We start from the raw sequence: 20,829 nt of genomic DNA on the forward strand, positions 1-20,829 counted from the left end.
CGAGGCTAAAAGCCTCGTAACTTATGATAAAATATTTATTCATTATTTATTTTTGTGCAAACTCATAAGGAGTCATATTTTTTATTTTACTAATATCTAAATAATCTGCCCACCACTGCACCATCAATCTCCGCTCCTCCAAATGCTCAGAAGTATGAATGTAAGCAGCACGTACATTATTGCGCTCTGAATGACTCAACTGGCGTTCTATAGCGTCATCGCTCCAAAGCCCTGACTCACCTAATGCTCCGCGCGCCATAGTTCTAAATCCATGCCCGCAAACCTCGGTTTTCGTGTCATACCCCATTGTACGTAAGGCACTATTAACCGTGTTCTCGCTCATGACTTTCACAGCATCGTGATCACCGGGGAAAAGTAGCTCTTTACTGCCACTGATCTGCTTAAGCTGTTCAAGCAAAGCCAACGCCTGATGACTAAGCGGAACGATATGTTCCTCTTTCATCTTCATGCCACGATGAGAGTAACGCACGCCTTTAATTTCTTCCCGCTTTGCCGGTATGCGCCAGATAGCTTTATCAAAGTCGAACTCATCCCACCGGGCAAAGCGTAACTCACTGGAACGAACAAAAGTGAGTAAAGAAAGTTCTACGGCAATACGGGTCATCATTCGGCCACGGTATGCCGCAAGACGAGCAAGAAATTCAGGGAAGCGGCTGGAAGGTAATGCCGGGTAGTGTCGCGCTTTGGTTGTCGATAACGCACCGGCCATGTCACTGGCCGGGTTTGAGTCGATGTAATCGTTCTGTACGGCATAGCGCATAATGGCCGTGACACGTTGTTGCAGGCGCTGGGCGACATCATGCTTACCGCTGGCATCAACTTTCTTGATCGGGGCTAGCAGATGGCTGGTTTTAAGCTGCCGGATATCAGACGAGCCGATATAAGGAAAGATATACAGCTCAAGGTAACGAAGAACGCGCGATCGATGGTCTTCGCTCCAGCGCTTATTGCTGGCATGCCATTCAAGGGCGATGGTTTGAAAAGTATATGCCCCAGCGTTTTCGGCCTGAGCTTCCTTCTGTTCAGCTTTTGGGTCTATGCCCTGCACTAACAGCTTTTTAGCTTCATCGCGCTTTGTTCTAGCCTGAGCAAGCGTAACAGTTGGCCAAACACCAAAAGCAAGGCGATCCTCTTTTTTGTCAGAGGGGCGCCTGTATTTCATGCGCCAATATTTAGAACCCTTTGCCGAAATCTCAAGATACAAACCTCCGCCATCGGCCATTTTGTAGGTTTTGTCTTTAGGCTTTGCGGTCTCGACCTGTCTGGCGTTGAGCTTCATTTTGGGGGCACATTTCTAATCGAAGTTAAGATGCCCCCAATTATGCCCCCAGTGCCCCCCGGATTTCAACGGACGGACTCGGACAATGCCGGATGTAAAAATCGCTGCAAGCCTTGATTTTAAAGGGTTTGATGGACTTTCTCGGATGGTCTTGGAAGAGGTCTTGGTGCCGAAGGCCGGACTCGAACCGGCACGTATTTCTACGGTTGATTTTGAATCAACTGCGTCTACCGATTTCGCCACTTCGGCACTGAAGGGGATGCTGATAGCGGGTTGCATTATACCTGTTGCAGATCCCGGCGCAAGCATTCCCCCGCCTTGTCGCGTCTAAATGCCGAAAAAATCGACACATCTCCACCGCACTCCCCCACTATCTGGAACGCTTCTCGCAAAACACTGCAACGTGACGGCGGCGGTTTACATTTATCGCGTCTTGTTATCTGATCCTGTTACGGGTTTTACCCATTCCCCACATCCATAGATCAGGACAAGGCATGCGTTTCTATCAGGTTGAACCCACGCTGGAGAACTACTGGCGCGGCATAATCCTCTTTGGCAAAAATGTCGCTTCCTACAAATTCGCGCTGGCCCATGCGCTGTACGACGTGAAACGCGACGGCAGCGACCTTATCTTGCTCGAAGATCTCGCAGTCCCGTTCAGCCAGCATCTGTGTCGCCATCTGGCACAGGCACCAAAGCAAATCACCTCCTCCAGAAGTCAGTATCTGGATGCCTGTCGTCAGTTTAATGCCGGGCAAATCGACCAGAATGCGCTGACAGAAGCGACGCTGCGAAACGGCTTTAATGTTGTGCTCAATGCGTTTCACAACGTCAATCAGGGCGAAATCGAAAAACGCTTTTTTATCGACGAGCGTAAAACCCACAAAGGCATACGCCTGACGACAAATTTTCATCAGCTCACGGAAGGTATGCAGTATCAGAACCTTAAGCTGGAGACGGACGCACGCTGGAACCTGGTCGAGCAGGGTTGGGCGATGGGCGTGTCGCGCAACCTTATTGCCGTGGAGCATGACGAACAGGACAACATGCTGTTCAGCATCCAGAATAACCGCCGTGTCGATATCACCAGTTGTCGCGACAGCCTCAACGGCTACCAGAAAGGCCGCTGCTTTTACTGCTTCGCACCTATAAGCGTAGAAACCGGCGACGCAAACCTGGCCGATGTCGATCACTTTATTCCGTGGATGCTCAAAGACCAGGTGAGGAATGTGAATGGCGTCTGGAACCTGGTGCTGGCCTGTAAATGTTGTAACCGGGGTAAACAGGGGAAATTTGCCCACGTCCCCTCATTGAAATTGCTGCAGCGCCTGCACGATCGCAACGAGTACTTCATTACCAGCCACCTCCCGCTGCGCGAAACCCTGATGCGCCAGACCGGGGCGAGCACCGTAAAACGGCATGATTTCCTGTCAAATGTCTGGAACACTGCTCGCGTAAACTTATTCCACGAATGGGAGCCAAAGGCCGCCGGGCCGGATACTTTCTGATGACCATTAACTACTATCAAAATCATGCACAGGCATTCTTTGCCGATACCATCGGCGTCGATATGTCGTCGCTCTACGCCCCTTTTACCGCGCACCTTGCCCCTGGCGCGCGCGTTCTGGACGCCGGATGCGGTTCCGGGCGCGACAGCCGTGCATTTCTGGAGATGGGTTATCAGGTCGAGGCCTTTGATGCGTCATCCGAGATGGTTCGCATGGCATCGCAGCATAGCGGGCTGGCGGTTAAGCAAATGACATTCAGCGATGTTGATGCCACTGACCGTTACGACGGCATATGGTGCTGCGCGTCCCTGCTACACGTCGAAGCACACGCTTTACCGCAGGTGATGTCTACGCTGGCGCAGGCGCTGAAACCCGGTGGAATTTGGTACGTCTCGTTCAAATATGGCGAACAGGAAAGAGAGAAAGAAGGTCGTCATTTCATTGACTTAACCGAATCAGGCCTGACCGCGCTGGTCAGCCCATTACCGGATGTTCAGGTGGTGTCGATGTGGACGACGCAGGATAAACGCCCGGATCGTGCGGAAACCTGGCTTAACGCCTTGTTACGCAAAGATTAACTCCACTACTCTGACTATCCTCTACACTCAAATCTCACACCATCATGAGGAAAGGCGATGTCGATTATCAAAAGCTATGCCGCTAAAGAAGCCGGGGCAGACCTGGAGCTGTTTGAGTACGACGCGGGGGAATTGGGTCAGGAAGATGTGGAAGTACAAGTGGATTATTGCGGGATCTGCCACTCGGATTTGTCGATGATCGACAACGAGTGGGGCTTCTCTCAATATCCGCTGGTCGCCGGGCATGAAGTGATTGGCCGCGTGGTGGCGCTGGGTAGTGCCGCGCAAAACAAAGGGCTGAAAGTCGGTCAGCGCGTGGGCATTGGCTGGACGGCGAAAAGCTGCGGTCACTGCGACGCCTGTATCAACGGCGACAATATCAACTGCCAGGAAGGCGCCGTGCCAACCATCCTTAACCGCGGCGGCTTTGCCGACAAAATCCGCGCGGGCTGGCAATGGGTGATCCCACTGCCGGATACCATCGATGTCGAGACCGCCGGGCCGCTGCTCTGCGGCGGCATTACTGTGTTTAAACCGCTGCTGATGCACCATATCACCGCTACCAGCCGTGTCGGGGTAATCGGGATTGGTGGGCTGGGCCATATCGCCATCAAACTGCTGCGGGCGATGGGCTGTGAGGTGACGGCGTTCAGTTCGAACCCGGCGAAAGAGGCCGAAGTCCGCCTGATGGGCGCGGATTATGTGGTGAACAGCCGCGATCCGGAGGCCTTAAAAGCGCTGGCGGGCCAGTTTGATTTGATTATCAACACCGTGAACGTTGATTTGCAGTGGCAGCCGTATTTTGAAGCGCTGGCCCACGGCGGCGCGTTCCATACCGTCGGCGCAGTGCTGAAACCGCTGGAAGTCCCGGCCTTTACGCTGATTGGCGGCGACAGAAGTGTGTCCGGTTCCGCGACCGGTACGCCGTTCGAGCTGCGTAAGCTGATGAAGTTTGCCGGGCGGGCGAAGGTGGCACCGACTACCGAGATGTTCCCGATGTCGCAGATTAACGAGGCGTTGCAGCATGTGCGTGACGGGAAGGCGCGTTACCGCGTGGTGTTGAAAGCAGATTTCTGATATCCCCCTCACCCCTGCCCTCTCCCACAGGGAGAGGGAGTAAACCCGCACTCATATTTACATCGGGAGCCAGGCGGCAGCACATCCGGCTAATGGCGCTGTGCGGCCTGCTGCCCTCACTCCTGCCCTCTCTCACAGAGAGAGGGAGAAAGCCCGCACTCATATTTGCATCAGAAGCCAGGCGTAGCCCGGATAAACGCAGCGCATCCGGGAAATGGCTTACCCCTTAGCCAGCGCCGCGAACACCTCTGCAATCGCCACTGCGCCAGGGTCGGTGACGCCTTCCAGATTCTCACTGTTCACATAGGACGAACGGCCCGCGCCAGCGGTCTGCATGGTCGCGGTTTTGGCGGCACCCGCTTTTGCGGCAGACGCTGCGGCATCCAGCCCGCTATCGCGCAAGGCTTCCAGCGCCGGTTGCAACGCGTCGATAAGCGTCCGGTCGCCTAAGTCCGCACCGCCATAATGTTTCATCTGATGTAGCCCACGGAGCAACGCTTCTGGCAAAGATTTACCATCATGCACAGCCTGACCTGCGGCGGTAAAGAAGATGGACATCAGCACGCCGCTGGAGCCACCCATTACTGTTGCCAGCCGCTCGCCCACCAGTTGCAGCAACTGCGCGGTGTTATTCAGCGGCAATTCGCCCTGCTCCAGCAAATGGATAATTTCCCGCGCCCCTTCGGCAAACGTCGAGCCGGTATCGCCATCGCCCACTTTGGCATCCAGCGCATTCAGGCGATTTTCGAGATCGACAAGTGTCCGCGCCGCCGTCGAGACCAGCGTTTTTACCTGTGGGTTTTCCGACGGTTCGATTTCCAGTTGGTTGTAAACCGGGTTGTGGCGCTGGGTTTTCATCGGCGCAAAAGGCACCGGTTTTTGCCAGCCGACGGTCTGTACATCGGCATTAATGGCTTTCTCAAATGTCTCGTTCAGGCGTAACAGCGAAAGGGAAAAGCCTTTCATATCCAGGGAACTGACCAGCGGCGCGGGGCCAATCAGATACGCAATCTGATCTTTCAGCGCCGAGTGTGCCAGCTCTTTGGTGAGCAGGGCCATTTCGAGCGCTGACACACCGCCCAGGTTGTTGATTAACACCGCAACGCGGTCATCCCCGGCCTGTGCTTTCAGCTGTGCAACCAGCGTCTCAATCAACTTCTGGCTGTTATGCGAATCCACCGTGCTCGCGCCCGGCTCGCCGTGAATGCCGAGCCCCAGTTCGACCTGCCCATGCTGGATACGGTCGTATTCATCGCTGCTTCCCGGCAGGTTGCAGGTCTCCATCGCCAGCCCCAGGCTCCAGACACTCTCACTGGCCTGTCGGGCGATGTCGCGCACTTCGCTTAAGGATTTACCCTGCTCGGCGGCGTAGCCTGCGATTTTATGCACCAGCGCCGTTCCGGCGATACCGCGCGGCTGTTTATTGTCCGGCAGGGCGATGTCATCGGCGACGATCACCATCTCTACTTTCAGCCCGTAGCGTTTGGCTTTTTCTGCCGCGAGGCCGAAGTTAAGGCGGTCGCCGGTGTAGTTTTTAACGATCAGCAGGCAGCCCCGGTCACCGGTGACGGCAACGATCGCGTTGAGCACAGCATCAACGCTCGGCGAGGCAAACACGTCGCCACAGACGGCGGCAGTGAGCATTCCCTTACCTACAAAGCCAGCGTGTGCGGGCTCATGGCCGGAACCGCCGCCGGAGATCACTGCAACGCGGGATTTATCCCAGTCGGCGCGGGCAACAATACGAATAGCGGGGTCGATGTCGAGGCGAACTAAATTGCCGTGGGGAGCGGAAATCACCATTCCTTCAATGGCGTCATTGACCAATTGTTTTCGGTCATTAAAGAAGAATCTGGACATAGCTTCCTGAATTTTTTGAGAACCGTAAGGAAAGCGTAGCCAGGATAAGGGAAAGTGTGTCGATGAAATAGGATGAGTTTAGTGCGGCCAGGCGCTCTCTCCCACAGGGAGAGGGAGAAAGCAGCCCGGATAAGGCGAAGCCGCATCCGGGAGCAGAACAGAAACCTAATTCTTACGCATCAGCAGCCAGAGGCTAATCAGGAAGAACGAAGTACTTGGCAGCAACGCGCCAATAATCGGCGGAATGCCGTATACCAGCGTCAGCGGGCCAAAAATCTGGTCCAGCAGGTAGAATACAAAGCCGAAGCTGATACCCGTCACCACGCGCACGCCCATCGGCACGCTACGCAGCGGGCCAAAGATAAACGACAGCGCCATCAGCATCATCACCGCCACGGAAAGCGGCTGGAAAATTTTACTCCACATCTGAAGCTGATAACGCCCGGCATCCTGGCCGCTTGATTTCAGGTACTTCACATAGTTGTGCAGACCGCTAATCGACAGTGCATCAGGGTCCAGCGCCACCACGCCCAGTTTGTCCGGCGTGAGGTTGGTCTTCCAGGTACCGGTCAGCGTCTGTGTACCGGTCACTTGTTTCGGGTCGGTCAGGTTGGATTCATCCACCTGCGACAGCCGCCACAGCTTAGTGTCTTTATCGAACTTCGCTAAAGCGGCATAGCGAACGGACTGCAAACGACGCTGATCGTTGAAGGAGTAAATACTCACCCCACCCAACTCATCATCGCTCTTCACCCGCTCAATATAGACAAAGGTCTCGCCATCTTTCGCCCACAACCCTTGCTGGGTGGAGAGCAGCGAACCGCCATACATTGACTGCGCGCGCTGGTTACGCGCCATTTGTTCGCCCTGCGGCGCTACCCATTCGCCAATCGCCATGGTTAACAGCACCAGCGGGATGGCCGTTTTCATCACTGACAGCGCCACCTGCATACGGGTGTAACCCGAAGCCTGCATCACCACCAGTTCACTGCGCTGGGCCAACATCCCCAGCCCCAGGAGCGCGCCAAGCAGCGCCGCCATCGGGAAGAAAATCTGAATATCTTTCGGCACGCTGAGGATGGTATAAAGCCCCGCCCCCATCGCGTCATAGCTGCCCTGCCCGGCCTTTTTCAACTGGTCGACAAATTTGATGATGCCGGAGAGCGACACCAGCATGAACAGCGTCATCATGATGGTGGAAAAAATGGTTTTGCCGATATAGCGGTCAAGTACGCCAAACGCCTGCATTATACCGCTCCTCTGCCCATCACACGGGCGCGAATCCGACGCATCGGTACCGTGTCCCACAAGTTCAGACCCATCGCCAACGCCAGATACGCCAGGTTAACCGCCCACATCCAAATCATCGGATCGATTTTGCCTTTTGCGGCATTGGATCGCAGGGAAGTCTGTAGCAGGAAGAACACCAGATACAACAGCATGGCGGGCAGCATCGACAGCACGCGTCCCTGGCGCGGGTTCACCACGCTCAGCGGCACGACTATCAGCGCCATCATAAATACGGTGAATATCAGAGTCAGACGCCAGTGTAACTCGGCCTTAGCGCGTGGGGTATCCGTGCGCCACAGCGTATCAAGCCCCATCTGCTCGGTATCGTCCGGGTCCAGCGTTACCGCCTGGTGGCCGATAATCGCCTGATAATCTTTGAAATCGGTAACGCGGAAATCACGCAACAGCGCCGTCCCTTCAAAGCGGGTGCCGGTGTTCAGGGTCACGACCTGAGAACCATCTTTCAGTTGTGCAAGTTGGCCGGAATCCGCTACCACCACAGAGGGGCGGGAATTGCCTTTCGTGCGAATCTGCGCCAGGAAGACATCGTGGAATTTGCTGCCTTCCACGCTTTCGATAAACAGCACCGAGTTACCGTCAGAGGCTGGCTGGAACTGCCCTTGCGCCAGTGCGGCCATTCCAGGGTTGGCTTTGGCGTCAGCCAGCACCGATTCCTGATGGCGCGATGACCAGGGGCTAAGCCACATGACGTTTGCCGCCGCCAGCGCACCGGTGAACAGCGCCAGAATCATCGCCGCTTTGACCAGCACCGCCCGGCTCAGGCCGCAGGCGTGCATGACCGTAATTTCACTCTCGGTATAAAGTTTGCCCAGCGTCATGAGCAGACCGAGGAACAGACTGAGCGGCAGGATAAGTTGCGCCATCTCTGGCACACCGAGGCCCAGTAGCGACAGTACCAGGTTCGTGGGGATTTCGCCGTCGACCGCTGCGCCGAGGATCCTTACCAGTTTCTGACAGAAAAAGATCAGAAGCAGGATGAAGAGGATCGCAAACTGGCTTTTTAGCGTCTCCCGCGCAAGATATCTTATGATTATCACTTTATATTACGCCCGTAAAAACCAGTCTTTTTACTGGAAAATCGCTTGTTTCGTGGCTTAAACGTCATTTATTCTCTTGAGTCGTCGAAATCATCGCTAAGATTAATATACTCAGCGGTAAAACGTATCCGACCCGTATCTGACGTGCCGAAACCTAAGTATCGTTAAGATTAACACGAAGTCACCGCAACAGCGGACATGAGTTACGAAAGCTTGCAATTATATACTCAATGGATTTCGAGTTGCAGAAAGGCGGCGAGACTGTGAAGCCCCGGAACTTACGTTCAGTAAGTGGCTGGGGTAAGCAGGCGCAAGCCAACGCATCTGCGGTTTGAAAGAGGTCGAGTATATCTGTAGCCCCTGCTGTTGTCTTTAAGATTCAGGAGTATAGTGCATGGAGTTCAGTGTAAAAAGCGGTAGCCCGGAGAAACAGCGGAGTGCCTGCATCGTTGTGGGTGTTTTTGAGCCGCGCCGTCTCTCTCCGATTGCCGAGCAACTCGACAAGATCAGTGACGGCTATATCAGCGCACTGCTGCGCCGTGGCGAACTGGAAGGCAAACCGGGCCAGACCCTGCTGCTGCACCACGTTCCAAATGTCCTCTCCGAACGTATTCTGTTGATTGGTTGCGGCAAAGAACGCGAACTGGATGAACGCCAGTACAAGCAGGTCATTCAGAAAACCATTAATACCCTGAATGATACTGGTTCAATGGAAGCCGTTTGCTTCCTGACCGAGCTACACGTTAAAGGCCGCAATACCTACTGGAAAGTTCGCCAGGCGGTCGAAACAGCAAAAGAATCTCTGTATAGCTTTGACCAGTTGAAAACCAACAAGAGCGAGCCGCGTCGTCCGCTGCGTAAAATGGTCTTCAACGTGCCGACCCGTCGGGAACTGACCAGCGGCGAGCGCGCAATCCAGCATGGTCTGGCGATTGCTGCGGGCATCAAAGCGGCGAAAGATCTCGGCAACATGCCGCCAAACATCTGTAATGCGGCCTATCTGGCTTCTCAGGCGCGTCAACTGGCGGACTCATACAGCAAAAATGTCATCACCCGCGTAATCGGTGAGCAGCAGATGCGCGAACTGGGGATGCACTCTTACCTCGCGGTCGGCGCAGGCTCACAAAACGAATCGCTGATGTCGGTTATCGAATATAAAGGTAACCCGTCGGAAGATGTGCGTCCGATTGTCCTGGTCGGCAAAGGCCTGACCTTCGACTCCGGCGGTATCTCTATTAAGCCGTCCGAAGGGATGGACGAGATGAAGTACGACATGTGCGGCGCGGCGGCAGTGTACGGCGTGATGCGCATGGTGGCCGAACTGCAACTGCCGATTAACGTCATCGGCGTGCTGGCGGGCTGTGAAAACATGCCGGGCGGGCGCGCTTATCGTCCGGGCGACGTGCTGACCACCATGTCCGGCCAGACCGTTGAAGTGCTGAACACCGATGCCGAAGGCCGTCTGGTACTGTGCGACGTGCTCACCTATGTTGAGCGCTTCGAGCCGGAAGCGGTTATCGATGTGGCGACCCTGACCGGCGCATGCGTGATTGCCCTGGGCCATCACATCACCGGGCTGATGTCGAACCATAACCCGCTGGCGCATGAGCTGATTGGTGCGTCCGAGCAGGCGGGCGACCGCGCATGGCGTCTGCCGTTGGGTGATGAGTACTACGAGCAACTGGATTCCAATTTTGCCGATATGGCGAACATTGGCGGTCGTCCGGGCGGCGCGATTACCGCTGGGTGCTTCCTTTCCCGCTTTGCCCGTAAGTACAACTGGGCGCATCTGGACATCGCCGGTACCGCGTGGCGTTCCGGTAAAGCCAAAGGCGCAACCGGTCGTCCGGTGGCCATGCTATCGCAGTTCCTGCTGAACCGCGCCGGGTTTACTGGCGAAGAGTAAGCGAAATCCCCTCACCCTTCCCCTCTCCCCTAAGGGGCGTGGGGATGGCATTCGCCCTCTCTCTTGAGGGCGAATGACAGGGTGAGGGTGTACGATTTAAATTCACCACAAGAAGCCCCATATCATGAAGAACGCCACGTTTTATCTTCTGGACAATGAGACCACCGTCGACGGCCTGAGCGCCGTGGAACAACTGGTGTGTGAGGTTGCCGCAGAACGTTGGCGCAATGGCAAACGCGTGCTGATTGCCTGTGAAGACGAGCAGCAGGCGCTGCGACTGGATGAAGCGCTGTGGGCAAGGCCGCCGGAGAGTTTTGTACCGCATAACCTCGCCGGAGAAGGCCCCAGAGGCGGTGCGCCTGTTGAGATAGCCTGGCCGCAAAAGCGCAACGGCAGCCCGCGCGATATTCTCATCAGTTTGCGGACAAACTTTGCAGATTTTGCCACCGCTTTCACAGAAGTGATAGACTTCGTTCCTTACGAAGATTCTTTGAAACAACTGGCTCGCGAACGCTATAAAGCCTATCGCATGGCTGGTTTCAACCTGAACACGGCAACCTGGAAATAATGGAAAAGACATACAACCCCCAAGAGATCGAACAGCCGCTTTACGAGCATTGGGAAAAGCAGGGCTACTTCAAACCGAATGGCGATGAAAGCCAGGAAAGCTTCTGCATCATGATCCCTCCGCCGAACGTCACCGGCAGTTTGCACATGGGTCACGCCTTCCAGCAGACCATCATGGATACCATGATTCGCTACCAGCGCATGCAGGGCAAAAACACCCTGTGGCAGGCCGGTACCGACCACGCGGGTATCGCAACCCAGATGGTGGTTGAGCGTAAGATTGCCGCCGAAGAAGGTAAAACCCGCCACGATTATGGCCGCGACGCCTTTATCGAAAAAATCTGGCAGTGGAAGGCAGAATCCGGCGGCACCATTACCCGCCAGATGCGCCGTCTGGGTAACTCCGTGGATTGGGAGCGCGAGCGCTTCACCATGGACGAAGGGCTCTCCAACGCCGTGAAAGAAGTCTTTGTCCGCCTCTACAAAGAAGACCTGATTTACCGTGGTAAGCGCCTGGTGAACTGGGACCCGAAACTGCGCACCGCGATTTCCGACCTCGAAGTGGAAAACCGCGAGTCCAAAGGGTCCATGTGGCACATTCGCTACCCGCTGGCTGACGGCGCGAAAACCGCCGACGGCAAAGATTATCTGGTCGTCGCCACCACCCGTCCGGAAACCCTGCTGGGCGATACCGGCGTGGCGGTGAACCCGGAAGACCCGCGTTACAAAGACCTGATCGGTAAATATGTGGTTCTGCCGCTGGTGAATCGCCGTATTCCTATCGTGGGCGACGAACACGCCGACATGGAAAAAGGCACCGGCTGCGTGAAAATCACCCCGGCGCACGACTTTAATGACTACGAAGTGGGCCGTCGTCATCAGCTTCCGATGATCAACATTCTGACCTTTGATGGCGATATCCGCGAAACGGCGGAAGTGTACGACACCAAAGGCAACGAATCCGACGTCTACTCAAATGAAATCCCGGCGGAGTTCCAGAAACTGGAACGTTTTGCGGCGCGTAAAGCCATCGTTGCTGCCGTTGACACGCTGGGCCTGCTGGAAGAGATCAAACCGCATGACCTGACCGTACCTTACGGCGACCGTGGCGGCGTGGTTATCGAACCGATGCTGACCGACCAGTGGTATGTACGTGCCGACGTGCTGGCGAAACCGGCGGTAGAGGCGGTTGAGAATGGCGAGATCCAGTTTGTGCCGAAGCAGTACGAAAACATGTACTTCTCCTGGATGCGCGATATTCAGGACTGGTGTATCTCCCGTCAGTTATGGTGGGGCCACCGCATCCCGGCGTGGTACGACAACAACGGCAATGTCTATGTGGGTCGTAACGAAGCCGAAGTGCGCCAGGAAAATAACCTGGGCGCCGATGTTGCCCTGCGCCAGGACGAAGACGTACTGGACACCTGGTTCTCCTCTGCCCTGTGGACCTTCTCTACCCTCGGCTGGCCGGAAAACACCGATGCCCTGCGTCAGTTCCACCCGAGCACCGTGATGGTCTCTGGCTTCGACATCATCTTCTTCTGGATTGCCCGCATGATCATGATGACCATGCACTTCATCAAAGATGAAAACGGCAAGCCGCAGGTGCCGTTCCATACCGTCTACATGACCGGTCTGATTCGTGATGACGAAGGCCAGAAGATGTCCAAATCCAAGGGTAACGTTATTGACCCGCTGGATATGGTGGACGGTATCTCTCTGGCGGATCTGCTGGAGAAACGTACCGGCAATATGATGCAGCCGCAACTGGCGGAAAAAATCCGCAAGCGCACCGAGAAGCAGTTCCCGAACGGCATTGAGCCGCACGGCACCGACGCCTTGCGCTTCACCCTGGCCGCGCTGGCCTCGACCGGTCGCGACATCAACTGGGATATGAAGCGTCTGGAAGGTTACCGCAACTTCTGTAACAAGCTGTGGAACGCCAGCCGTTTCGTGCTGATGAATACCGAAGACCAGGATTGCGGCTTCAACGGCGGCGAGATGGTACTGTCGCTGGCGGACCGTTGGATCCTGGCGGAATTCAACCAGACCGTGAAAGCATACCGTGAAGCGCTGGATAACTTCCGCTTCGATATTGCCGCGGGCATCCTGTATGAATTCACCTGGAACCAGTTCTGTGACTGGTATCTGGAGCTGACCAAGCCGGTGATGAGCGGCGGTTCTGAGGCAGAGTTGCGCGGCACGCGTAACACGCTGGTGAACGTGCTGGAAGCGCTGCTGCGTCTGGCGCACCCGATCATTCCGTTTATCACGGAAACCATCTGGCAGCGCGTGAAAGTGCTGAAAGGCATTACCGCCGACACTATCATGCTGCAGCCTATCCCGCAGTACGATGCGTCTCAGGTTGATGAAGCGGCGCTGGCTGATACCGAATGGCTGAAACAGGCGATCGTGGCGGTACGTAATATCCGTGCCGAAATGAACATCTCCCCGGGCAAACCGCTGGAACTGTTGCTGCGTGGTTGCAGTAAAGATGCGGAGCGTCGCGTAAATGACAACCGCAGCTTCCTGTTGAATCTGGCGCGTCTGGAAAGCATCACGGTTCTGCCAGCCGATGATAAAGGTCCGGTTTCCGTGACCAAGATTATCGATGGCGCGGAGCTGCTGATCCCCATGGCAGGTCTGATTAACAAAGAAGACGAGCTGGCGCGTCTGGCGAAAGAAGTGGCGAAGATCGACGCGGAAATTGGCCGTATCGAAAGCAAACTGTCCAACGAAGGTTTTGTGGCGCGCGCACCGGAAGCGGTGATTGCCAAAGAGCGTGAGAAGCTGGACGGCTATGCAGAGGCCAAAACCAAGCTGATTGAACAGCAGGCCGTTATTAGCGCGCTGTAATCAGGCTGCACATGAAAAAGCCGGGCTTCGATAGCCCGGCTTTTTTTGTCCCACAATTCAGGGGGGAAACTCTCAGGTAATCCCCGGTGGCGCTGCGCTTACCGGGGCTACAAACAGCATCACGCATCCGGGAACGTCTGACTTAAAACACCGCCGGGAAGAATGACAACCCGCGCGCCAGCAGGTTCGCCGGATCTTTTGCCGGTTGCTGACCGTGGTTTTCCAGCGTCAGATTCTGCAACTCACCGTGAACATGCGTATTTTCCAGCACATAGCGGGTAAAGCGGACTTTCGCCCATGGATATGCCAGGAAAAGCGTAATCATGCACACCAGCGTATTGCTGATAGACAACCACAGCACGCGCCCAATAGTCACGGTTGATGAGAAGCGAATATGCCCGGCCAGCGTGACCTGCCCGTAAATATAATTACGCATTTTCACGAAGGCATAGATAAAGCAGACAATAATACCGAACAGGTAAACCAGATAGGCCAGCGCGATTTTGCCGTAGAATGGCCCGGCTAACATCGCCAATTGTTCCGGGCTATCGCCCACCGCCTGGGAATATTGCATCAGCGTAAAGAAGGCCGGCACGATGATAAACAACGCCAGTGCCAGGAACGGGAAGAGCAGCAGCATGGAGAACAGCGCTATCCAGATGCACTTCTTGATGGAGTAGGTTGCGGCAAATTTCTGCGTACCGTACTGCAGATTATTCACCAGCATGCCATACCACTGGGCGGTATAAACCCCCTGCATAATGGCGGAACCCAGCAGCAACGCCAGCGTACCAACGCCAATACCCACAATAATCGCGGTATAGGAACCCATGCTGAGAGTGCTCGACATAAACAGCGAAAACACCACCACAGAGACCGTCATAATTAACAACGGGCAGCCCAGCATAACCCACCAGGCGCGCAGCGGGCTGGCGTAAAAGCTAAAGCGCACATTATTAATTTCCGTCATCAGGAATTGATAACGCAGGCCCTGCGTCACCAGCCATGGGAAGAAAAGTAAAAACAACCCTATCATACATAGGGATAACACCACGTTATTATGCGCCATGTTAATCAGAAATATGATATACAGCGCCATGAGGCACAGCCAGCCTACAAATACTGAACGTCCGGTGGCGTGGTAAGAAAAACGCGCCCCTTCCAGATCGGTATTCTCATAAAAATAACGGCGGGCACGCACCAGCGCCCAGGGCAGAAACAACCCGAGGGTAACGATGGTGAGTAAAACGTTTACCAGCCAGATCCAGAAATATCCCGCGCCACTGCCCTGGAACACAAAATTCCGGGAAGGCGTCGCCGCAGCACCACCATTTTCAAAAGTCATAACAATCCTTATCGTAAATCAGAAACAACGCTAATTAAGCCATAGAAATATTGCGGTATTTTTATTTCCGTTATTAAGTTTAGTAAACTTTGTACTAAAAATGTAGCGCCCAATATTACTGGTCTTGTCAGCACAGAAAAGTGATGGTATGGCAGGAAAACGACGATAAAAGCAAATAAAGGCCGAAGCAGAGTCCGGCCTTTTGGTTTTATATGAAAGGAGCTATCGGCATCACGCCGCGGGAAAGCAGGGCGATAAAACCCTTTTCAACCTGCTCGTCATGATCCGTCAACACTACGTCGTCCAAATCTCCTCCAACATGGGTATGAAGGGCCTGGTAACGGATAAAACGTATTTTCATCCACGGATAGGCAAGGCCGAGCGTGATCCCGGAGACGAAGACCAGCAAAACCAGTTGTATCACAACGCCATAGAACGTCAGGGTGGAAGTAAAACGAATACGTCCTTCCGCCAGCGTCAAACCATTCATTAAATGGTTGCGGAAGGCCTGCCAGAGATAAGCCGATGAGATCAGAATGCCGCCAATATAGAGCAGATAGCACAGCAGAATTTGCCCTGGAAACCCTGAGGGCTCGAAATCCTCCGAGCCGTTAATCGTATGCAGCATCGCCATACTGCTATTGGAGATCGAAAGTAAGTAAAACATTAGCCCCATAAACGGAACCAGAATACCTAATGAGAACAGGCAGGCTTTAATACAGTACTTCGTGCTGACACGAATATCGAATTTATGGACGCCGAACTGACCACCTTTCCCGATCAGAGATAGCCATTTGGCATACACATAGCCATTGCTCACGCCCATGCCCACGATTCCGAGCAGTGCCAGAGTAATAATCTTCGCCAGTAAGCTGTCAAAATTGTAACCGCTGAACATCATACTCCCAATACCATAGAGAACCACGCATAATAAAATAGCCAGTAATGTCGGCAGGCCCATCATTACCCACCAGGCTTTTTTCATTGAACAATGAAAGGCGAAGCGGACATTATTTAATGTGGTCATCAGCGCATTATATTGCAGGCTTTTCACCATAAAAAAAGGCATGATCAACATTAGAAGAAATATCGCAATATAACCTAATAATGAATGAAGCATCTCTGCGGTATAGATAACGACAAAAAGGATTATTGACATTAACCAGAAACTTATAAACAGTGCGCCACCCTTTGCATGATAGCCAAAGCGTGCACCGTTTAACTCCATGTTTTCGTACACGTAGCGCCGGGAGCGCACCACTGCCCAGGGGATATAACCCCCTAACGTAATGATACTCAGCAGAACATTAACCAGAGAAATTAAAAAATAATCCAGACCCTTGCCATGAAATATAAATGTTTGTCGGGAATTATTCGTATAACGGATATCACCGTTCATAACTACATCATCCTTAAATATAAACATTGATTTGATAAATAATGATTATCACTTCCGTGAAGCGCGCTACGATAACGTATCCCCCCGTAAATCACATCACAATTAAACGACTTGCAGCCACTTTCAGAGAGTGCTATTAAATACGCGTATAAATGAATGTATTTTATTGAGTGAATGTATGAATGTTGTGGCCAAGCAGAGCGTTACATTACGCCGGATGACTGCCGACGATAATGCCGCGATTGCCTCCGTTATTCGTCGGGTTTCTGCCGAATACGGTCTTACCGCTGATAAAGGCTATACCGTGGCGGACCCCAATCTGGACGAGCTGTACCAACTCTACAGCCAGCCGGGGCACGCCTATTGGGTGGTGGAACAGGATGGCCAGGTGGTGGGCGGCGGCGGTGTCGCCCCGCTGAAATGTAGCGAGCCGGATATTTGCGAACTGCAAAAAATGTATTTCCTGCCTGCCGCACGCGGTCAGGGGCTGGCGAAGAAACTGGCGCTGCTGGCGATTGAACACGCCCGTACGCAGGGCTTCACCCGTTGTTATCTGGAAACTACCGCGTTCTTAAAAGAGGCGATTGGCCTGTATGAGCATCTCGGGTTTAGCCATATCAGCGGGCCGCTGGGCTGTACCGGGCATGTGGATTGCGAAGTGCGAATGCTGAAAACACTGTAATTGTTCCCGGCCCTTTCCTTTTCTACCGGAAAGGACCGGAACCTCTTCTTTACTGATTCTCCGGCGCCATAATCAGACGAATCATTCCCGCAGCCTGATCCTGGGGCAACGTCAGCACGTTACGCCACAAATCCTGCACAATGTCGCAGGCGACTTTCTCTTTGCCGACGCCTTTGCGCGGGTCCGGCATGATCTCAATATCCTGACCGTATTTCTTGACCAGAGCCGCAATAATTGGCTGCAGATGCTGCTGAGCGTCCTGGCGCTCTTTATCTGTCACCGTGTGTCGGTTGACGCCGTAGGCAGCGCGCATCATCGCGGCATCAATATTCATGCGTTTCATCAGGAAATCGCTCGACAACATTTTCGCGGGATTGATCCCCCCTTTCACCGCCGGGAACAGGAAACGAAAGCAATTATCATCGCTGACTTTCTGAATGGCCACGGTTTGCTCCATATTGATCTGCATATAAGCAATCACGTTCTCATCCGGGGCGTTTTGTAAACGCACCATCTGTACGCCGACGATCTGCGGTTGAATATAATCAATAATCTGCTGAGGAGTTTTCCCCTCTTTTTCCATTTTTTTCGCCGTGCTGCGAATAGTTTCCAGCAACTGCGGTTCTTGTTCACGCAACACCTGGTATGTCGGCATGCTGCTTATCGCACGGAACGCCACGTCCATTTGCGACTCACCGCTATTTTGCAGTAAGGGTGCAATATACTGCCGATAGCCCACGTTCCAGACCACAATAGCAACCGCAACAATCACCGCCGAGGTGATGCCGCCGATTTTCCCTTTCCGGCGCAGATACTGCGTCAGTGCTGTCGCCAGGCCAGCGACGAAGGCGGAGAGTAGAATAGACGTCCAGTTCATTTCAGGTTCCTTGTAACCATTTTGCTGATTGTTGTACCAGCCCGGCGAGGATTGTCACCTGGCGAGCGAAATAACTACGGATTCTGGCAGGTCAGCCCGGCACGCCGCTGTGAAAACGAAACTCGGGATCCGGCGAGGTGATCAGTTCGGCTTCGATCTCACCGAAATAGCGAACCCGTGGCGCGATATCCGTTTCCGAGACCTGTTGTGCCAGCGCAAGATAATCCTGATAGTGGCGGGCTTCGGAACGCAGCAATGACAGATAGAATTTCTGTAATTCCTCTTCCAGATACGGGGCCAGCGCGGCAAAACGTTCGCAGGAGCGCGCCTCGATATAGGCACCGCAAATCAGCTTGTCGATAAGCGTAAGCGGCTCATGGGTACGCACACCTTTAAGCATCCCTTTCGCATAGCGGCTGGCAGTGATTTTCACATAAGGAATATTGCGGGCAAGCATAGCTTCGCGTACCTGCCAGAAATGGTGCAACTCTTCTTTGATAAGCAGCACCATGCTGTCGATCAGCGCCCTGCCCCACGGATCATCCGCTTTCGGCATCGCGCCTTTGGCGATCTGCTTGTGCAACGCTACAAAGTCCGGTTCCGGCCCTTCACGAAAGGTAAAAGCTTCATAGGGTTTCAGCCATTCAAGTAGCGCATCGGCCCCACTTTTATCCGCCACATATTTACGCACCAGCAGCATGGCGGTTTGCGCGGCTTTTAATTCGCAGACCATATGATCGGTGAGCAACAGCGGAAGGTTTTGCGGGTCGCGGGCTTTATCTATCCAGGCCTGAGGTGTTGGGCAATGCAGAAAGTGTAAAACCGGGGAGAGTATTTGCGGGTAATCCATGGCTGTTCCTTGCACTGCGGCAGCCGTAGCTGCCGCACAGGGAAGACTTAGTGACGTACGCCGTCGTCGTCTTCATCCTCGTATTCATCTTCGTCGCCGTCTTCGTCTTCACCGTTCGGGTCTTCGTAGTAGGTGCCCCAACCGTCATATTCGACATCAAATTTCTCGGCCAGGTTAATCAGTTGTTCCACCTGCGCGTCAATCAGCTCGGCTTTCAGGGCGGATTCGCTCAGAATGTCGCAGCAAATCACGACTTCGCCCTCTTCCAGCTCCAGCTCTTCCGGCTCGGTCACTTCGTAACCCAGTTTAAACGCTTCGACGGCCACTTTTTCCAGCGTCTCGAAGTCATCTGCCGACAGGTGATGCTCAATGGTGTAGAGCGCATCAGGATCGCTGCCATCTTCCAGCAATTCTTCAATAATCAGACGCGTCTCTTCGCGCTGTCCTTCCAGGTGTTCCGGGTTCGCCATGGCTCATTCCTCATAATGTGGCAGATAGAGATATTGTCACATACCGTTGGCAATGCCTCCACTCCTGGCGGAAAAGATTTATTCATTTGGCTTGCAAATGAATATTCATACATATAAATTGAATTTTAATTCAATAAGTGGCTTTAGCCAGGTGAGGGAACCATGTCGTCGTTTTACCAGAAACATTTTTTGAAATTGCTCGATTTTACCCCTGCTGAAATCAACGCTCTGCTGCAACTCGCCGCCAAACTGAAAGCCGATAAGAAAAACGGCAAAGAAGAACAAAAGCTTACCGGAAAAAACATCGCGCTCATCTTCGAAAAAGACTCAACTCGCACCCGGTGCTCTTTCGAAGTTGCCGCATTTGACCAGGGCGCTCGCGTCACCTGGATCGGCCCAAGCGGCAGTCAGATTGGGCATAAAGAATCAATTAAGGATACCGCACGCGTACTCGGCAGAATGTACGATGGTATTCAGTATCGCGGTTATGGCCAGGAGATCGTCGAAACCCTGGCGCAGTTTGCCGGTGTTCCGGTGTGGAACGGCCTGACCAATGAGTTTCACCCGACGCAACTGCTGGCTGACCTGTTGACCATGCAAGAGCACCTGCCGGGCAAAGCGTTTAATGAAATGACGCTGGTTTATGCAGGCGACGCGCGTAACAATATGGGCAACTCCATGCTGGAAGCAGCGGCGATGACCGGGCTGGATTTACGCCTCGTCGCCCCGACAGCCTGCTGGCCGGAAGCCAGTCTGGTAGCGAAGTGTAAAGCGCTGGCAGAGAAAAACGGTGGCAATATTACACTGACCGAAGATATCGCCGCAGGGGTGAAAGGGGCAGACTTTATCTACACCGACGTGTGGGTATCGATGGGCGAGGCGAAAGAGAAGTGGGCCGAGCGCATTAACCTGCTGCGTCCGTATCAGGTGAATAGCCAGATGCTGACGCTGACCGGTAACCCGGATGTGAAGTTCCTGCACTGCCTGCCTGCATTCCACGACGACCAGACGACGCTTGGCAAGAAGATGGCTGAAGAGTTCGGTCTGCACGGCGGAATGGAAGTGACCGACGAGGTGTTTGAATCGTCGGCCAGTATTGTGTTTGATCAGGCGGAAAACCGCATGCACACCATCAAAGCGGTGATGGTCGCGACCCTGGCTCAGTAATCATTTCCACAGCGCGCTACGCCTACCGTGGCTACACTC

At 53.9% G+C, this 20,829-nt stretch carries 19 protein-coding genes and 1 tRNA gene; 9 read left to right on the plus strand and 11 right to left on the minus strand.

Translation table 11 applies throughout. From position 1 onward, the window contains the following. Positions 1-46: 46 nt before the first annotated feature. Together MRY16398_RS25355 and MRY16398_RS25360 are read right to left on the minus strand one after the other, a co-directional pair. Positions 47-1,300, minus strand: a complete 1,254-nt coding sequence (locus MRY16398_RS25355) for a tyrosine-type recombinase/integrase (RefSeq protein WP_125125431.1) — start codon at positions 1,298-1,300, stop codon at positions 47-49. 164 nt (positions 1,301-1,464) lie between these two features. After that, positions 1,465-1,549 (minus strand) — tRNA-Leu (locus MRY16398_RS25360). A gap of 245 nt (positions 1,550-1,794) precedes the next feature. Here MRY16398_RS25360 and MRY16398_RS25365 point away from each other — a divergent pair. From MRY16398_RS25365 to ahr, 3 genes are read left to right on the plus strand one after another with little or no spacing between them, the layout of a single operon-like run. Next, a complete protein-coding gene (locus tag MRY16398_RS25365) occupies positions 1,795-2,808 on the plus strand; it encodes an HNH endonuclease family protein (RefSeq protein ID WP_125125432.1) in 1,014 nt (337 codons plus the stop codon). After that, positions 2,808-3,386: a class I SAM-dependent methyltransferase gene (locus MRY16398_RS25370; protein ID WP_125125433.1), complete on the plus strand. Its 579-nt coding sequence runs from the start codon at positions 2,808-2,810 to the stop codon at positions 3,384-3,386. Before MRY16398_RS25365 ends, MRY16398_RS25370 begins: the two co-directional genes overlap by 1 nt. A gap of 57 nt (positions 3,387-3,443) precedes the next feature. Beyond that, a complete protein-coding gene (gene ahr / locus MRY16398_RS25375; RefSeq protein WP_039076898.1) occupies positions 3,444-4,463 on the plus strand; it encodes an NADPH-dependent aldehyde reductase Ahr in 1,020 nt (339 codons plus the stop codon). Between the two features lie 219 nt (positions 4,464-4,682). Here ahr and MRY16398_RS25380 read toward each other — a convergent pair whose 3' ends face one another. The 4 genes from MRY16398_RS25380 to MRY16398_RS31070 form a co-directional block, all read right to left on the minus strand. Beyond that, positions 4,683-6,323, minus strand: a complete 1,641-nt coding sequence (locus tag MRY16398_RS25380; protein WP_125125434.1) for a dihydroxyacetone kinase subunit DhaK — start codon at positions 6,321-6,323, stop codon at positions 4,683-4,685. A 165-nt stretch (positions 6,324-6,488) separates the two neighbouring features. Beyond that, positions 6,489-7,571 (minus strand): LPS export ABC transporter permease LptG, encoded by a 1,083-nt coding sequence (lptG, locus tag MRY16398_RS25385; RefSeq protein ID WP_071193522.1) that lies wholly within the window; start codon positions 7,569-7,571, stop codon positions 6,489-6,491. After that, positions 7,571-8,671, minus strand: coding sequence for an LPS export ABC transporter permease LptF (gene lptF / locus MRY16398_RS25390; RefSeq protein WP_125125435.1), 1,101 nt, complete (start codon positions 8,669-8,671; stop codon positions 7,571-7,573). Before lptF ends, lptG begins: the two co-directional genes overlap by 1 nt. 64 nt (positions 8,672-8,735) lie before the next feature. Next, on the minus strand, positions 8,736-8,786 hold the full coding sequence (locus MRY16398_RS31070) for a hypothetical protein (RefSeq protein WP_216637209.1): 51 nt from the start codon (positions 8,784-8,786) through the stop codon (positions 8,736-8,738). Between the two features lie 279 nt (positions 8,787-9,065). Here MRY16398_RS31070 and pepA point away from each other — a divergent pair, with 279 nt between their 5' ends. From pepA to MRY16398_RS25405, 3 genes are all read left to right on the plus strand, one after another. Continuing rightward, positions 9,066-10,577: a leucyl aminopeptidase gene (gene pepA / locus MRY16398_RS25395; protein WP_039076902.1), complete on the plus strand. Its 1,512-nt coding sequence runs from the start codon at positions 9,066-9,068 to the stop codon at positions 10,575-10,577. A gap of 124 nt (positions 10,578-10,701) precedes the next feature. Beyond that, positions 10,702-11,145, plus strand: coding sequence for a DNA polymerase III subunit chi (gene holC / locus MRY16398_RS25400; protein WP_039076903.1), 444 nt, complete (start codon positions 10,702-10,704; stop codon positions 11,143-11,145). Then, positions 11,145-14,000, plus strand: a complete 2,856-nt coding sequence (locus tag MRY16398_RS25405) for a valine--tRNA ligase (protein WP_079497727.1) — start codon at positions 11,145-11,147, stop codon at positions 13,998-14,000. The genes holC and MRY16398_RS25405 overlap by 1 nt, the downstream gene beginning before the upstream one ends. 142 nt (positions 14,001-14,142) lie before the next feature. Here MRY16398_RS25405 and MRY16398_RS25410 read toward each other — a convergent pair whose 3' ends face one another. Next, positions 14,143-15,345: a YjgN family protein gene (locus MRY16398_RS25410; RefSeq protein WP_125125436.1), complete on the minus strand. Its 1,203-nt coding sequence runs from the start codon at positions 15,343-15,345 to the stop codon at positions 14,143-14,145. Between the two features lie 208 nt (positions 15,346-15,553). Further along, on the minus strand, positions 15,554-16,744 hold the full coding sequence (locus MRY16398_RS25415; protein ID WP_172600687.1) for a YjgN family protein: 1,191 nt from the start codon (positions 16,742-16,744) through the stop codon (positions 15,554-15,556). Between the two features lie 178 nt (positions 16,745-16,922). Between MRY16398_RS25415 and MRY16398_RS25420 the strand changes: the two genes are divergently transcribed. Continuing rightward, positions 16,923-17,426, plus strand: coding sequence for a GNAT family N-acetyltransferase (locus MRY16398_RS25420; protein ID WP_125125438.1), 504 nt, complete (start codon positions 16,923-16,925; stop codon positions 17,424-17,426). A gap of 49 nt (positions 17,427-17,475) precedes the next feature. Here the strand turns inward: MRY16398_RS25420 and MRY16398_RS25425 are convergent, their stop codons facing one another. The 3 genes from MRY16398_RS25425 to rraB all read right to left on the minus strand — a co-directional run bounded on the left by MRY16398_RS25425 (position 17,476) and on the right by rraB (position 19,623). After that, complete coding sequence (locus tag MRY16398_RS25425; protein WP_125125439.1) at positions 17,476-18,303, minus strand: topoisomerase II; 828 nt, start codon at positions 18,301-18,303, stop codon at positions 17,476-17,478. A gap of 91 nt (positions 18,304-18,394) precedes the next feature. Further along, positions 18,395-19,153: a tRNA isopentenyl-2-thiomethyl-A-37 hydroxylase MiaE gene (miaE, locus tag MRY16398_RS25430; protein ID WP_039077720.1), complete on the minus strand. Its 759-nt coding sequence runs from the start codon at positions 19,151-19,153 to the stop codon at positions 18,395-18,397. Between the two features lie 47 nt (positions 19,154-19,200). Then, the gene (gene rraB / locus MRY16398_RS25435; protein WP_125125440.1) at positions 19,201-19,623 is read right to left on the minus strand and encodes a ribonuclease E inhibitor RraB; all 423 of its coding nucleotides are present in this window, start codon (positions 19,621-19,623) and stop codon (positions 19,201-19,203) included. A gap of 97 nt (positions 19,624-19,720) precedes the next feature. Here rraB and argL point away from each other — a divergent pair, with 97 nt between their 5' ends. Then, entirely contained in the window at positions 19,721-19,816 is a 96-nt protein-coding gene (gene argL, locus MRY16398_RS31480; RefSeq protein ID WP_380081253.1) for a putative translational regulatory protein ArgL, read from the plus strand. Next, positions 19,786-20,790 carry an ornithine carbamoyltransferase gene (gene argF, locus MRY16398_RS25440; protein ID WP_071193518.1) on the plus strand — a complete coding sequence of 335 codons (1,005 nt, stop codon included), beginning with the start codon at positions 19,786-19,788 and terminating at the stop codon, positions 20,788-20,790. The genes argL and argF overlap by 31 nt, the downstream gene beginning before the upstream one ends. Positions 20,791-20,829 lie beyond the last annotated feature (39 nt).

Source organism: Phytobacter sp. MRY16-398 (assembly GCF_003925915.1).
Classification (GTDB): domain Bacteria; phylum Pseudomonadota; class Gammaproteobacteria; order Enterobacterales; family Enterobacteriaceae; genus Phytobacter; species Phytobacter diazotrophicus.